This is a genomic window from Nocardia sp. XZ_19_231 (genome assembly GCF_015355705.1).
GTDB lineage: Bacteria > Actinomycetota > Actinomycetes > Mycobacteriales > Mycobacteriaceae > Nocardia > Nocardia salmonicida.
In genome coordinates, this window is the sequence record NZ_JACUZI010000002.1 from 103,339 (window position 1) to 118,501 (window position 15,163).

At 67.3% G+C, this 15,163-nt stretch carries 10 protein-coding genes; 9 read left to right on the forward strand and 1 reads right to left on the reverse strand.

Annotation, left to right across the window (positions count from 1 at the left end):
- Positions 1-32 precede the first annotated feature (32 nt).
- Positions 33-1,544 (forward strand): MFS transporter, encoded by a 1,512-nt coding sequence (locus tag IBJ82_RS07725; RefSeq protein WP_194825309.1) that lies wholly within the window; start codon positions 33-35, stop codon positions 1,542-1,544.
- A gap of 48 nt (positions 1,545-1,592) precedes the next feature.
- Here IBJ82_RS07725 and IBJ82_RS07730 read toward each other — a convergent pair whose 3' ends face one another.
- Complete coding sequence (locus IBJ82_RS07730; RefSeq protein ID WP_194825310.1) at positions 1,593-3,416, reverse strand: DUF4407 domain-containing protein; 1,824 nt, start codon at positions 3,414-3,416, stop codon at positions 1,593-1,595.
- 929 nt (positions 3,417-4,345) lie between these two features.
- Between IBJ82_RS07730 and gltB the strand changes: the two genes are divergently transcribed.
- From gltB to IBJ82_RS07770, 8 genes are all read left to right on the forward strand, one after another.
- Positions 4,346-9,013, forward strand: a complete 4,668-nt coding sequence (gene gltB / locus IBJ82_RS07735) for a glutamate synthase large subunit (protein ID WP_194825311.1) — start codon at positions 4,346-4,348, stop codon at positions 9,011-9,013.
- Complete coding sequence (locus tag IBJ82_RS07740) at positions 9,006-10,478, forward strand: glutamate synthase subunit beta (RefSeq protein ID WP_194825312.1); 1,473 nt, start codon at positions 9,006-9,008, stop codon at positions 10,476-10,478. The genes gltB and IBJ82_RS07740 overlap by 8 nt, the downstream gene beginning before the upstream one ends.
- A gap of 192 nt (positions 10,479-10,670) precedes the next feature.
- Positions 10,671-11,297 carry a tetratricopeptide repeat protein gene (locus IBJ82_RS07745; protein ID WP_194825313.1) on the forward strand — a complete coding sequence of 209 codons (627 nt, stop codon included), beginning with the start codon at positions 10,671-10,673 and terminating at the stop codon, positions 11,295-11,297.
- A 341-nt stretch (positions 11,298-11,638) separates the two neighbouring features.
- The gene (locus IBJ82_RS07750; RefSeq protein ID WP_228536798.1) at positions 11,639-11,986 is read left to right on the forward strand and encodes a hypothetical protein; all 348 of its coding nucleotides are present in this window, start codon (positions 11,639-11,641) and stop codon (positions 11,984-11,986) included.
- The gene (locus IBJ82_RS07755; protein ID WP_194825315.1) at positions 11,983-12,915 is read left to right on the forward strand and encodes a hypothetical protein; all 933 of its coding nucleotides are present in this window, start codon (positions 11,983-11,985) and stop codon (positions 12,913-12,915) included. Before IBJ82_RS07750 ends, IBJ82_RS07755 begins: the two co-directional genes overlap by 4 nt.
- Positions 12,912-13,415 (forward strand): roadblock/LC7 domain-containing protein, encoded by a 504-nt coding sequence (locus IBJ82_RS07760; RefSeq protein WP_370585215.1) that lies wholly within the window; start codon positions 12,912-12,914, stop codon positions 13,413-13,415. The genes IBJ82_RS07755 and IBJ82_RS07760 overlap by 4 nt, the downstream gene beginning before the upstream one ends.
- 10 nt (positions 13,416-13,425) lie before the next feature.
- Positions 13,426-13,797: a hypothetical protein gene (locus IBJ82_RS07765; RefSeq protein ID WP_194825316.1), complete on the forward strand. Its 372-nt coding sequence runs from the start codon at positions 13,426-13,428 to the stop codon at positions 13,795-13,797.
- A 221-nt stretch (positions 13,798-14,018) separates the two neighbouring features.
- The gene (locus IBJ82_RS07770) at positions 14,019-14,918 is read left to right on the forward strand and encodes a cutinase family protein (RefSeq protein WP_194826150.1); all 900 of its coding nucleotides are present in this window, start codon (positions 14,019-14,021) and stop codon (positions 14,916-14,918) included.
- Positions 14,919-15,163 lie beyond the last annotated feature (245 nt).

Below are 15,163 nucleotides of genomic sequence, written 5' to 3' on the forward strand. Positions count from 1 at the left end.
GACGGTTTACCAACCCGAAAGTCGAGAGACCGATGAACACCCCCACCGCACTCGTTCCACCGCGCGCCACCCCGCGTGAATGGGCGGGCCTCGGCGTACTTGCCCTTGCCCTGCTGCTGCTCGCCGTCGACGCGACCGTGCTCGACCTGGCCGTGCCCGCGATCAGCGCCGACCTGGCCCCGAGCACGCCACAGCTGCTCTGGATCATCGACGTGTACTCGTTCGTGCTCGCCGGCCTGCTGGTCGTGATGGGCAACCTCGGCGACCGGATCGGCAGGCGCAGGCTGCTGCTGATCGGCGCCGTGGGCTTCGGCATCGCCTCGGCGCTGGCCGCATGGGCGGTCTCGCCCGAAATGCTGATCGCGGCGCGGGTATTGCAGGGTGTGGCCGGTGCCACGCTGATGCCCGCCACCCTGGGGCTGATCCGCTCGATGTTCCAGGACGCGCGTCAGCGCACGATGGCGATCGGCGTGTGGAGTGCGATGGCCGGTGGCGGCGCCGCGGCCGGTCCGCTGGTCGGCGGCTGGCTGCTCGAACACTTCTGGTGGGGCTCGGTGTTCCTGGTGAACCTGCCGGTGATGCTGGTGCTGCTGGCACTCGCGCCGCTGCTCATCCCCGAATCACGTGACCCGAACCCGGGCCGGTTCGACGCGCTCAGCGCGCTGCTGTCCATGCTGGCGCTGGTCCCGGTGGTCTACGCGGTGAAGGAAACCGCAGCGCACGGTCCCACGGTGAGTGCGCTGCTGGTCGGCCTGATCGGTGTGATCTCGGCCGTGCTGTTCGTGCGCAGGCAACGTCGCCTGACCGATCCGATGCTCGACCTGCGGCTGTTCGAGTTGCCGAGGTTCCGGGTTGCGGTGTTCACCAACCTGCTCGCGGTGTTCGCACTGGCAGGCGTGCTGTTCTTCGGCTCGCAGTATCTGCAGCTGGTTCTCGGCCGCACGCCCCTGCAAGCGGGTCTGCTGATGCTGCCCGGACTCGCGGCGAGCGTGCTCGGCTCGCTGGCGGCCACCCTGCTCGTGCGGCGCTGGCGCGCGACGGTCGTGCTGGCCGGTGCGCTGGTTGTCACGGCGCTCGGCGCGGCGGCTTTCCTCGCGGTCGACGTGGTGAGCGGCGCCGAAGCGTTCGTGCTCGGTTTCGTCGGGATCGGCCTCGGCGCCGGCGTGGCCATGACGGTGGCCGCCGACCTGGTCGTCGGATCGGCTCCGGCCGAACGTGCCGGTGCGGCCGCGGCGATCTCGGAGACCGCCTACGAGACCGGACTCGCCCTCGGTGTCGCCCTGCTCGGGAGCACCGTGATGGCGATCTTCCGGCGTGGCCTCGACCTGTCCTTGCTGCCCGACGACGCGGTGGCGACCGCATCTGGTTCGCTCAGCGGCGCGGTCGAGGTGGCCGCCGAGCTGCCCACCGCGGCGGCGCAGGAGTTCCTGTCCTCGGCGAATCAGGCGTTCGTCAGCGGCATCCATCTGACGGTGGTCGGCATCGTCGCGGTGCTGTTGTTCGCGGCCTACAGCGCGGTCCGTACGAAGACCACGCGCGGCTGAGCGAGAGTTCGGGACAGCGGGCGCTGCCTGCTGTCCCGACTCGTGCGATCAGCGGGCGGGCGGCAGCTGACGGCGACCGCCGGGGAGCTCGCCCGCGCCGCCGCCGGGGAGTTCGCCGTGGCCCTGCGCCTCGGGCAGACCGTTGCCCTGTCCGGCGGGCAGGGCGGTGTAGGTCGGCGCCGATGGGTACTGACGCGGGTCCGGGTGGAAGCGGCTCGACGGCGCGTCGACCACGTTCGAGGCGATCTGCTGGGCGTAGGGCTGGTACGGCTGCTGGTACTGCGGCTGCGGGTAGGCGCCGGGCGGCAGGAAACCCTGCGCGGGCTGTCCCTGCAGCTGGTATCCGGCGGGAACCTGCTGCTGTGCCGAGGAATCCTGGGTGTCGACGGTGACCTTGCGTGAGCGGCGCAGCGTGAACGTCACCTCTTCGACCTCTTCGAACGCCTGTCGCGCGGTCCGCATCGGGTGGGTGGCCGAGTCGAACGCGTTGGCGACGAACGAAGGCACCAGCGGCCGAATCCAGCGGGCCGCGGTGTCGGTGAACGGCACTGTTCCGATGATCGGCAGCTCGAGGCCGCCCCCGCTGGTCGGCGCGGGCGCGGGGGCCTGCTGAACAGGGGCCTGGTGCGCGGGGACGAGGGCCCCGGCGGGACCGGTGGGCAGCGCGTGCTGGACATAACCGGCGGGCAGCTGCGATGTCACGTTCGGCTCCAGAGACACGGAGTCGTCCTTTCGATGCGGCTCGGAGAACCCGAGCTCGAAACCGCCGATCGCGGCGATGATCCTGGTGCGCTGACGTTCTCGATCGATCACGGTATCGGCTTCGATGGCCAGTTGCGCGGCGGTGAGCTCGTGTTCGGCGCGCAATGCGGCCGTCTCGGTGCGAGCTTCGGCGCGTTTCACCGCGATGGCGGCGTCGGCTTCGCGCTGGGCCCGATCGGCCACGTCCGCGGCGTCGACCCGGCGGTCCAGCGAGGTTTCCCCGCGCCACCAGTGCAACAGCAGCGGCAGCAGGGCCACCACGATCCCCGCGAGCAGGATGAGAAGTCGCAGGGCCGCGGCGCCGGCGTGTGAAGCGGTGTAGCTGTTCATGGCCAGCCAGCGGGCGCCGAGACCACGGTCGCCCTCGGCGATCGCGCTGGTCCGCGCGGCGGCGAGGGCGGCGGACTCGGTGCGAACCCGCTGGTCGAGGCCCTCGACACGGCCCTGCGCCGTGACGAGCTGTTTGCGGGCGTCGTCGAGCATGTCGTTGGCGGTCTGGGTTTCCGGACCGCGACCGGGCACCCCGGTGATCCTGGTCCGCGGGCATTCCGGAGTGGGGTTGTACTCGCACCGGGCGATCACCAGCGCACGGTCGATGTCGGCCTGCGACTTGGCGATGCTCAGGTCGAGCGCGGCGCGGTCGGCGGTGGACAGGTCGAAGGTGGTGCGGGCGGCGACCACGGCGGGCGCATTCTCGGCGCTCACCTGGGCGCGCACATCCAGTTCCCGGTCGACGGTCCCGCCGAGCAGCACCGTGGCGGCGAGTTCGGCGACGAACACTCCCGCCAGCACCCCGACCCCGATCCGGGCCGCGACGCCGAACCGGTCGTCGTCGGCCCCGGGACGAGTGGTCGCCAGCGCCCGTCCGAGCGCACCCGCCGCGCCGGCGACGACCAGCGCGAACAGCACCGCGCCGACCACGCCGACATCGGCGGCGAGCAGCGCGCACAACGCGACGAGACCGGCGATCAGCGCGAACGACGACACTGCGGCACCGGTGACGAGATAACGGCCTTGTTCATGGCTGAAAGCCAGGTCAGCTCCCGTTTCAGGGTCCCGGCGCCGAGGCGAGGCGAGGCCTCCGCCGAGCCAGGTGAGTAAGCCGGTCATGAATTCTCCCCGGGTCGTGCGCTCCACTGGGCATGGCGAAACTGGTAGGCATGGCAAAACTGGCATGGATTCGTTGTGTCAGCGTGACAGGCCGGACACCGACACACCGAGTGCCCAGGTGCTGCTTGTGGTCAGCCTCACAATCGAGTGAGTCCGCCCATCGCGTCGACCGAGATATTTCCGTGCCCGCCTCGGCGTGTCGTACGCGGCGAGCCGGGCTCCACCGCCGTCCGCGCCCGATTTGTGTCGAACGACACTGCCAGAAGTTAGCCAGAGGTGTGCTGTGACGCACATTTCGCAATACAGACCGTACGGTCGGCTGACTGGCGCGCTTGTGGGGGCCGGTGTCGGGAATATCTCACAGTCCCCACCCCCGGTTAGCGGAGGTCGGAGGTTTGACCAGGGCATCTGTAGGGAAATCTGCTGCGGTGCAGGTGAGTTCAGCTTTCGGCCCCGGGTCGGCGGCCGATTCGAGCCTGCTCGTCCACGGTGTTCACGCAGGTAGGAACGGGTTGTCCGGGATCGATCCGGTCCCCAGTCTGCTTTACACTGGACGACGCGCGCGACGATGCAAGCAGCCGTTACAAACCCCAGCTAGACGGGTTACTTAGCACAACCTTAGTTGGTTGGGTCTGCGGTCTGACTTATCGTTTGCTCTTACGCCGAACGCACCCATGTTCGGCCAACCACCTGTTCGAGGTCCGGTGAAACCGGGCCAAGAGTAGCGGGTGAAACCCCGCGCAGAGGTAAGGGAGAAGTAAGCATCCCGTTACCTCTGAGCACCCCAACTACGTCAACGCCGCAAACCACCACCGTCGCTGGTTTCGGATCGTACGGACGCAGTCTTGACGGAGGCGAAACGACGAAGGGCCCACGCTCAGCTTGCTGGGTGGCCGACATCGACAGCCGACTTTCTTGAAGGCAGAGGCATGACGCAACTTCCTGGCCACAGGTCACCCGGAGTCACCGGGCTCTACGATCCGGCATTCGAACACGACGCCTGCGGCGTCGCGTTCGTCGCCGACATGCATGGACGACGCAGTCGAGACATCGTCGACAAGGCCATTACGGCCCTCCTGAACCTGGAGCACCGCGGTGCTGCGGGTGCCGAGCCGAACTCCGGCGACGGCGCGGGCGTCCTGATCCAGCTCCCGGACAAGTTCTTCCGCGCGATCATCGCCGAAAGTGCCGCCCCCTTCGAGTTGCCGCCGGAGGGCTCCTACGCCTCCGGTATCGCCTTCCTGCCGCAGGCCCGTCGCGAAGCCGCGCGTGCCGCCTACGGCGTCGAGAAGATCGTCACCGAAGAGGGCCTTGCCGTACTCGGCTGGCGCGAGGTGCCGATCGACGAGTCCTCGCTGGGCGCGCTGGCCCGTGACGCCATGCCGACCTTCCGGCAGATCTTCATCGGCTCGCCGAAGAACTCCGCCGAGCAGCTCTCCGGCATGGACCTGGAGCGTCGCGCCTATGTGATCCGCAAGCGGATCGAGCACGAGCTCGGTAAGGCAGGCCCCGGTGAGGGCACCGTCGGCAAGGAATCGGTGTACTTCCCGAGCCTGTCCGGCCAGACCTTCATCTACAAGGGCATGTTCACCACGCCCCAGCTGCGTGCGTTCTACCTGGACCTGCAGGACGAGCGCGTCGAGTCGGCCATCGGCATCGTGCACTCGCGCTTCTCCACCAACACCTTCCCCTCGTGGCCGCTGGCGCACCCGTTCCGCCGGGTCGCCCACAACGGTGAGATCAACACCGTCACCGGCAACGAGAACTGGATGCGCGCCCGCGAGGCGCTGCTGCGCAGCGACGTGTTCGGCAAGGACGAAGCGGGCAGGGACCGCCTGCAGAAGATCTTCCCCGTCTGTACCCCCGGCGCTTCCGACACCGCGCGCTTCGACGAGGTGCTCGAACTGCTGCACCTGGGCGGTCGCGAGCTGCACCACGCCATCATGATGATGATTCCCGAGGCGTGGGAGCGTAACGAGAACCTCGACCCCGAGCGGCGCGCGTTCTACGAGTACCACTCGATGCTGATGGAGCCGTGGGACGGCCCGGCGGCGGTGTGCTTCTCCGACGGCACCAAGATCGGCGCCGTGCTCGATCGCAACGGTCTGCGCCCCGGTCGTATCTGGGTCACCGACGACGGTCTCGTCGTGCTGGCCTCCGAGGTCGGCGTGCTCGACATCGATCCCGCGACCGTGGTCCAGAAGATCCGCCTGCAGCCGGGCAAGATGTTCCTGGTCGACACCGAGAAGGGGCGCATCGTCACCGACTCGGAGGTCAAGTCCGAGCTGGCCGCGGCGCAGCCGTACCAGGAGTGGCTCGACGCGGGCGTGAGCCGTCTGGCCGATCTGCCCGATCGCCCGCACGTGCACATGTCGCACGACCGCGTGCTGATCCGTCAGCAGATCTTCGGCTACACCACCGAGGACCTGAACCTGCTGATCACGCCGATGGCCAAGACCGGCGGCGAGGCACTGGGCTCGATGGGTACCGACACCCCGATCGCGGTGCTGTCGAACCGTTCGCGTCTGCTGTTCGACTACTTCTCGCAGCTGTTCGCACAGGTCACCAACCCGCCGCTCGACGCCATCCGCGAGAAGGTCGTCACCAGCCTCAAGCGCAACCTCGGCCCCGAGGCCGATCTGCTGCACCCGGGCCCCGACTCCTGTCGGATGATCGCGCTCGAACAGCCCATTCTCGACAACGACGAGCTGGCCAAGCTCGTCCACATCAACGACGACGGCAGCCAGCCGGGCCTGCGCTCGGTGGTCGTGCGCGGTCTGTACCCGGTCGCCGCGGGCGGCGAGGGTCTGCGCAAGGCGCTCGCGGCCATCAACACCCAGGTCTCGGCCGCCATCGACGGCGGCGCGCGCATCATCGTGCTGTCCGACCGTGAGTCCAATGAGAAGCTGGCGCCGATCCCGTCGCTGCTGCTCACCTCGTCGGTGCACCACCACCTGGTGCGTGAGCGGACCCGCACCATGGTCGGCCTGGTCGTGGAGGCCGGTGACGCCCGCGAGGTGCACCACATGGCCCTGCTGATCGGTTTCGGCGCTGCCGCGATCAACCCGTACATGGCCTTCGAGACCATCGAGGACATGCTCGAGCGCGGTTCGCTGCAGATTCCGGGCAGCACCGGCGATCTGTCCGCCGACTTCCGCAAGGCTGTCGCGAACTACTGCACCGCGGCCAGCAACGGCGTGCTCAAGGTGATGTCGAAGATGGGCATCTCCACCCTCGCCTCCTACAACGGCGCCCAGCTGTACCAGGTCATCGGCCTGGCCCAGGACCTGGTCGACGAGTACTTCACCGGCCTGCGCTCCCCGCTGGGCGGCATCGGTCTCGACGAGATCGCCGAAGAGGTGGCCATCCGCCACCGCGTCGCGTACCTGGAGAACCGCAACGAGCGCGCGCACCGCGAGCTCGAGGTCGGTGGCGAGTACCAGTGGCGTCGTGAGGGCGAGTACCACCTGTTCAACCCGGACACGGTGTTCAAGCTGCAGCACGCGACCCGCACCGGCCAGTACTCGATCTTCAAGGAGTACACCAAGCTGGTCGACGATCAGTCCGAGCGCTTGGCGGCGCTGCGTGGTCTGTTCAAGTTCAAGTCGAACCAGCGTGCGTCGATCTCCATCGACGAGGTCGAGCCCGCTAGCGAGATCGTGAAGCGTTTCTCGACCGGTGCGATGAGCTACGGCTCCATCTCCGCCGAGGCGCACGAGACCCTCGCCATCGCGATGAACCGCATCGGCGCTCGCTCGAACTCCGGTGAGGGCGGCGAGAGCCCCGCTCGCTTCGAGGTCGAGGAGAACGGCGACTGGCGTCGTTCGGCGATCAAGCAGGTCGCGTCGGGTCGCTTCGGCGTCACCGCGCACTACCTGACCAACGCCACCGACATCCAGATCAAGATGGCCCAGGGCGCCAAGCCGGGCGAGGGCGGCCAGCTGCCCGCGCACAAGGTGTACCCGTGGGTCGCCGAGGTGCGTCACTCCACGCCGGGCGTCGGCCTGATCTCGCCGCCGCCGCACCACGACATCTACTCGATCGAGGATCTGGCCCAGCTGATCCACGACCTGAAGAACGCGAACCCGCAGGCTCGGATTCACGTGAAACTTGTCGCGGAGCCGGGCGTCGGCACCGTCGCCACCGGTGTGTCGAAGGCACACGCCGACGTGGTGCTCATCTCGGGCCACGATGGCGGTACCGGCGCTTCGCCGCTCACCTCGCTCAAGCACGCCGGTGGTCCCTGGGAGCTCGGCCTGGCCGAGACCCAGCAGACCCTGCTGCTCAACGGCCTGCGTGACCGCATCGTCGTGCAGGTCGACGGTCAGATGAAGACCGGCCGCGACGTGATGATCGCCGCCCTGCTCGGCGCCGAGGAGTTCGGTTTCGCGACCGCGCCCCTGGTCGTCTCGGGTTGCGTCATGATGCGCGTGTGTCACCTCGACACCTGCCCGGTCGGCATCGCCACCCAGAACCCGGTGCTGCGCGAGCGCTTCACCGGCAAGCCGGAATTCGTCGAGAACTTCATGATGTTCATCGCCGAGGAGGTGCGTGAGCTGCTCGCCGAGCTGGGCTTCCGCACCCTCGACGAGGCCGTCGGCCGGGTCGACCTGCTCGACACCGCCAAGGCCAAGCAGCACTACAAGGCCGCCAAGCTGGACCTGTCGCCGATCCTGGACATGCCGGAAACGGCGTTCATGAACCAGAACACCCGGTGCACCACCACCCAGGACCACGGTCTGGACAGGGCTCTCGACAACGAGCTGATCGCGCAGAGCGCCCCCGCGCTCGAGCGTGGCCAGGCGGTCAAGATCGAAACCAAGATCACCAACGTGAACCGCACGGTCGGCACCATGCTCGGCCACGAGGTGACCAAGCTCTACGGTGGCGCGGGCCTGCCCGACGACACCATCGACATCACCTTCACCGGTTCGGCGGGCAACAGCTTCGGCGCGTTCGTCCCGGCCGGCATCACGCTGCGGGTCTTCGGTGACGCCAACGACTACGTCGGCAAGGGTCTGTCGGGTGGCCACATCGTGGTCCGTCCGTCGGCTTCCGCACCGGAAGCCTTTGTCGCCGAAGACAACATCATCGCGGGCAACGTGATCATGTTCGGCGCCACCAGCGGTCGAATCCTGATCAACGGTGTCGCGGGCGAGCGCTTCGGCGTTCGTAACTCCGGCGCCACCGCGGTCGTCGAGGGTGTGGGCGACCACGCGCTCGAGTACATGACCGGTGGCCGCGTGGTCATCCTCGGTGATACCGGCCGCAACCTCGGCGCGGGTATGTCGGGCGGTGTGGCCTATGTCTACGACCCCGAGGGCAAGCTGCCGGGCCGGGTCAACCCCGATCAGGTCGACGCGATCGAGCAGCTCTCCGGTGACGACTTCACCTGGCTGCGCGACATCATCGCGACCCACCGTGAAGAATCGGGATCGGCTGTGGCCGAACGCATCCTGAGCGACTGGTCCCAGCAGGTGAACCACTTCGTGAAGGTCATGCCCCGCGAATACAAGAAGGTTCTACTCGCCATTTCCGAAGCCGAGAAGGCCGGCAAGGACGTGGATACCGCGATCATGGAGGCGGCTCGTGGCTGACCCACAGGGATTTTTGAAGCACACCTCGAGGGAAACCCCGGTCCGTCGTCCGGTCGACCTGCGTCTGCTCGACTGGAAAGAGGTCTACGAGGAGAAGAAGTTCTCCCAGGACACTTTGAAGAACCAGGCCAGCCGCTGCATGGATTGCGGAATTCCCTTCTGCCACCAGGGCTGTCCGCTCGGGAACCTGATTCCCGAATGGAACGACCTGGTCTACAAGGGTGCGTGGCGCGAAGGCATCGACCGCCTGCACGCCACCAACAACTTCCCGGAGTTCACCGGCCGCCTGTGCCCGGCTCCGTGTGAGGCGTCCTGCGTGCTCGGCATCAACCAGGAGCCGGTCACGATCAAGCAGGTCGAGGTCGAGCTCATCGAGAACGCCTTCGACGAGGGCTGGGTCACCCCGGTGTACCCGACCCGTCTCACCGGCAAGAAGATCGCCGTCGTCGGCTCCGGCCCGGCCGGTCTTGCCGCCGCCCAGCAGCTCACTCGCGCCGGTCACACCGTGACCGTGTTCGAGCGTGACGATCGCATCGGCGGCCTGATGCGCTACGGCATCCCGGAATTCAAGATGGAGAAGTCGGTCATCGACCGTCGTCTGGCGCAGATGGAAGCCGAAGGCACCATCTTCAAGGCGGGCGTCAACGTCGGTGTCGACATCACCGCCGAGCAGCTGCGTGAGCGTTTCGACGCGATCGTGCTGGCCGGTGGCGCCACCATCGCCCGCGACCTGCCGATCCCGGGCCGCGAGCTCGACGGCATCCACCAGGCGATGGAATTCCTGCCGCTGTCCAACCGGGTGCAGCTCGGTGACGACATCGCCGACGCGGACGGCCTGCCGCCGATCCACGCCAAGGGCAAGAAGGTCATCATCATCGGCGGTGGCGACACCGGCGCCGACTGCCTCGGCACCTCGCACCGCCACGGCGCCGAGTCGGTCCACCAGTTCGAGATCATGCCGCGTCCTCCCGAGGAGCGCGCGGGCTCGACCCCGTGGCCGACCTACCCCCTCATGTACCGGGTCGCCTCGGCACACGAAGAGGGCGGCGAACGTCTGTTCTCGGTGAACACCGAGCGTTTCGTCGGCAAGGACGGCAAGGTCACCGGCCTCGACGCCCATGAGGTCAAGATGGCCAACGGCCGCTTCGAAAAGGTCGAAGGCACCGACTTCACCCTCGAAGCCGACCTGGTCCTGCTGGCCATGGGCTTCGTCGGCCCCCAGAAGCCGGGCCTGCTCACCGATCTCGGCGTCGGCTACGACGGTCGCGGCAACGTCCAGCGCGACAAGAGCTGGGCCACCAACATCCCCGGCGTCTTCGTCGCCGGCGATATGGGCCGTGGCCAGTCGCTCATCGTCTGGGCCATCGCCGAAGGCCGCGCCGCCGCGTCGGCCGTCGACAAGTTCCTCGAGGGCGAGACCGCGCTGCCCGCGCCGATCCCCCCGACAGCTGTCGCCCAGCGCTGATCGCGTAACCACCGAGGCGCCCGCGGACTTTTCGAGTCCGCGGGCGCTTTCGTGTTGCCGAGGGGATGCGTAGGGGGCTGAACGACCAAGTTACTCAATGGTTTCGATGGCTACCCAAACGACATGGCTGATCTTCCCTGCAGCACATAGACTTTCCCTGTCGAGGTGTACGGGAAGATCCGAGGGGGAGCTGTGCCGTTGCCGCCGGAAGCATTGGCGAACCTGCGTCGCGCCGCAGAGCGTGGTGACGGTACCGCTATGCACAATCTTGCCCACTTCTACCACGACCACAGCGATTTCGAGGCTGCCGAGCACTGGTTTCGGCGCGCCTCCGCCGCGGGGCACACGCGCTCGATGAACAACCTCGCCGTCCTGCTCGATCAGTTCGGTGAACTCGACGAGGCCGAATCCTGGTACCGCCGTGCGGCGGCCGCGGGCAACTGCAACGCGATGTTCAATCTGGCCACCATGCTCTACCAGTGTGGTGACCGTCGCGATGCCGAGACCTGGTACCACCACGCCGCCATGGCCGGCCACGTCGACGCCATGTACAACCTCGCCCGGCTCTTCGAAGACCAGCACCGCCTCGACGATGCCGAAGCCTGGTACGGCGAGGCCGCCGACCACGGCGACATCGACGCCGTCAACAACCTCGGCATCCTGCTGCGTCGCCGCGGCGCCACCACCGAGGCCCGCCGCTGCTTCCGTCGCGCGGCCGACCTCGGCCACCCCCGTGCCATGGCCAACCTCGCGGCGCTCCTGGAATCCCAAGGCGCCCACCGTGAAGCGGAAACCTGGTACCGCCGCGCGGCGGGCTGATCGCGCAATTCTCGAGCACATCGGTGTGGCAGTGGTGTGCGCCGAGTAAGGCGAGGTCTGCGAAGACGCTGATTCGGAAGTTCGCGCGATGATCGCTGGCGGGTGGAATAGGCGAGTGATCACCGGTTATGGCGTCGGGCAGCGAATGACCGCCGAAGTTACTGAAAAGTATTGATACCGAGCGGTTTTCCAGCAACCATCAGCAAACATATTGTGCGGCAGCAATTTTCCGGCGTTCAAGATGCGGAGGATAGCGGAGCGGTATAACGTCTCGTCTCGATCAATAGTCGATGACGGTCGGGGGCTCGGTGAATTCGCTTGATGGGTGTCTGAAACGCATCATGGATATTCCCGGAGCGCGCAGTGTGACGCTGGTGGACGGGGCGAGCGGGTTGGCTGTCGCCGCCGCCGGGGAACACCAGGGCGTCGACGAGCACGAGGACGCGGCGGGGACCACCGACGTGGTACGAGCCGCGCTCGGGTGTCCGGCGCTGGGGAGTTCCGATGACGACCTCACCGAGATCGTGGTGTGCCGGACCAGGGGGTTCCATCTCTTACACCTGGTAGACGGTGACTTCGACGGCAGGTTGTTCATGCATGTCGTATTCGACAGCGACACAGGGAATCTCGGAATGGCGCGCTATCAACTCAGATCGGCACTGGAAGACTTGACGGGCGGGAACCGATGAGTGTCGCGCTCGCCGATGAATTGCATCGGCTCGGCGAAGAAGGCTCTACCGGAGTATTGCGGGCCGGAGACGGCGAATTCCACTTGGTCCGTGGCGCTATCGCCTCGGTGGGCTGCGGGCGCACCATCGGACTCGACCGATTGGTGGTCGAAGCCGGGGTGGCAACGGCGGAGGATTGGCGCCGTGCGGGCGCGGGCGATCCCGGTCCGCTGCTGGAACAACCGCAACTGGAAACCCTTGCACTGCTTTCGGTCTTCGACGCTGCTTACTTTTTGCTGGCCTCGGCGGGCGAGCCGGAATTCCGCCCGACGCCCGAACACTGGCTGGCCCCGGTCTGCCACATCGAACCGCGCGCGCTTGTGCACGAATGCGAACGCCGCAACGACAACGACACCGGTCCGTGGTCGCCCGATCTGGTCACCACGGTCCCGGTGGTCCCGGCCCGCCGCGTCAAGCGAAACCAGGTGGTGATCACCGGAAGTCAGGCCGAAGTCCTCGCCGCCGCCGACACCCGCCGCAGCATCGCCGACATCGCGCGCGAACTGGGCCGCACCACCTACGGCTGCCTCGTCGCAGTCCGCGACCTCACCACAGCGGGTCTGATCGAAACACCGGAGCCCGTCCGGACCGAACAACCGCAGCGCGGACGGCATCTCGCCCTCGCCCCGGAACCGGCCGACCACCGAAGCTCGACACTGTCGACAACATCCGTGCCCGCGCTGCCGAGACGCGTTCCCGGCAGCGCGGGACCGACCCGTTCCCAGCAGGAGACGGGTGCACGAGCGGGCAGGCACGCGATCGACGAGGAAGCGACCGCGACCGCCCGACACCGCGGAGACCAGGACGGCCGAGCGGAACCCGAACGCTGGCGACAGGTCGACCGCGAAACACTCATCCGGCTCAGGGCGGCGTTGGAGGAGCTTGCGTGACCGTGCGGAAGAAGCTGCTCGGTGAATGGAGGGGAAGGTTGACCAAACCGGCGATGACCGCGCCCGAACCCAGGGCGCCCGAACACACAGCGCCCGAACACTATCCGGCCGTGCTGGCCGAATTGAAGGCGCTGCGCGAGCGGCTACCTCAGCTCACCGGGTCGCTGGTGGCCTCCAGCGACGGACTGCTCATCGAACACGACCTGCCCGTCCATCTGGAACCCGCGGGCATGGCCGCGTTGTCGGCCGCGCAGTTGTCGCTGTCGTATCGGCTGGCGAACGTCGCGCACGGCGGCGGGTTCAGCGAAGTCGTCGTGCACGGCACCGAGGGGCAGGTAGTGATCTACGCCGCCGGCTACACCTCGTTGACCGTGCTCGCCGGACCAGAAGTGAATGTCGGTCGGCTCCACCTGGAGTCGCGACCAGTAGCTCGCGCCATCGCCGACCATCTGGCGGCGGCGCACTCGCCCGGGAACGACCTGGCGAAGATCGACGAATGAAAGGCACGACATGTCGAACATGGATCTGGCTCTGAAGGACATGATGGTGATCGAAGGCGCGATCGGCGCCGCGATCGTCGACTACAGCAGCGGGATGGCGCTCGGAATGCTCAGCAGCACCAAGTCGCTCGACCTACAGGTCGCCGCGGCGGGCAATACCGAGGTGGTGCGGGCGAAGATGCGCACCATCGAGCAGCTCGGTCTCAACGAGGACATCGAGGACATCCTGATCACCCTCGGCACGCAGTACCACCTGATCCGCCCGATGACAGGGCGCAAGTCCAAAGGGCTTTTTCTCTACCTCGCCCTCGATCGTGGCCGGGCCAATCTGGCGCTGGCGCGGCACAAGCTCAAGGGCATCGAAGAAGACCTGGAGGTGTGAGTTCCGCGAACGGGGGGTGAGTCGGCGGTGACGTGCCGCCGACATCCCGTCACTCCGGTGGCGTAGCCGGGGGTCCGTCGGTGCAAACTGTCATAAGATCGAGAGGTCGTGTGGCACGGGATGGCTCGTACGCCTATTCTGATGCCCGGCGAGATCTGGGGCCAAACGTCCTTAGTCGGGGTTGCTCTCACATCGATGGAGCAAGGGTGAACTGGAGCGGTATGCAGGTGAAGAAGGTTGTCGCGGCTCTGGGAGCATCCGCGGCGATGATGTCCGGAATTGTTGTCGGCAGCACGAGCGCGAGCGCGGCGCCCGCCTGCCCGAGTCTGTATGTGGTCGCCATTCCCGGTACCTGGGAAACCGGCCACGAGAAGGAGCCCGGCCCCGGCATGCTCGCCGGCGTCACCAACGGCCTACCGAGAAACACCGACGTCGACTACGTCACCTATGCCGCCACCGCTTTCCCTTGGGAGGGCGATGTCTACGGCAACTCCAAGAAGCAGGCGGTCGACGCCGCCCGCGGGCTGATCAGCGAGAAGCTGGCCGCCTGCGGCAACACCAAGGCCGCGATCGTCGGCTACAGCCAGGGTGCCGACGCCGCAGGCGATCTGGCCGCCGAGATCGGCACGGGTATCAGCCCGATCCCTCAGGACCGGGTCGCCGCTGTCGGCCTCATCTCCGATCCGCGCCGTTCGCCGACCGATGTGCAGGTCGGCCCGTTCGCCGCGGGTGCCGGTGCCGGTGGCGCCCGGCCGGGTGGGTTCGGTTGGCTGAGCGATCGCACGCGCACGATCTGCGCGGTCGATGACCTGTACTGCGCGACCGCCAGCGACGACTTCGTGACGCGGTTCGCCGGGTTCCTCGCGCAGAGTTCGGATGCGAATCCGGCCAACCTGTGGCGCTACCAGCTCGAGGCCGGGGCGATCGTGACCGACCTGATGTCGCTCGGTGGCATCCCGACGCTGGGGGCGCAGCTGACGGACGCGGCGAACCAGAAGCGGGCCAAGGATCTCGAGCAGTTCTATCGCTCGCAGGCTCATACTCTGTACGGCAGTTACTCGGTGGGTGGTGGGCAGACCGCTATCACGTGGATGCACAACTGGATCGCTCAGGCTGCCTGAGTGTTTCGTGAGGGGCCCGGTATCGCTTCGGCGGTACCGGGCTCTTTTGTGTGTTGGGGCTACGGGGGTTCGGTAGTCCCGGACGGTTTGACGCTGTGTTTGTTGGCGCGCTGGCGCGCGCGTGTCCGCGGCCCTGAGGGGCCGCCGGTCAGGCGCCGTTGCTTGCTCCTTCGTCGCCTACGCACCGGCGCCTGACCGGCGACCCGGCCGCGGACCGGCCACTTCGTGGCCGCCGCTCCCTAGGG

Bases quoted from the DNA above. Each gene is read 5' to 3' on its own strand.
- IBJ82_RS07725 (WP_194825309.1), top strand. From the start codon at position 33: ATGAACACCCCCACCGCACTCGTTCCACCGCGCGCCACCCCGCGTGAA.
- IBJ82_RS07730 (WP_194825310.1), bottom strand. From the start codon at position 3,416: ATGACCGGCTTACTCACCTGGCTCGGCGGAGGCCTCGCCTCGCCTCGG.
- gltB (WP_194825311.1), top strand. From the start codon at position 4,346: ATGACGCAACTTCCTGGCCACAGGTCACCCGGAGTCACCGGGCTCTAC.
- IBJ82_RS07750 (WP_228536798.1), top strand. From the start codon at position 11,639: ATGGATATTCCCGGAGCGCGCAGTGTGACGCTGGTGGACGGGGCGAGC.
- IBJ82_RS07755 (WP_194825315.1), top strand. From the start codon at position 11,983: ATGAGTGTCGCGCTCGCCGATGAATTGCATCGGCTCGGCGAAGAAGGC.
- IBJ82_RS07765 (WP_194825316.1), top strand. From the start codon at position 13,426: ATGTCGAACATGGATCTGGCTCTGAAGGACATGATGGTGATCGAAGGC.
- IBJ82_RS07770 (WP_194826150.1), top strand. From the start codon at position 14,019: ATGCAGGTGAAGAAGGTTGTCGCGGCTCTGGGAGCATCCGCGGCGATG.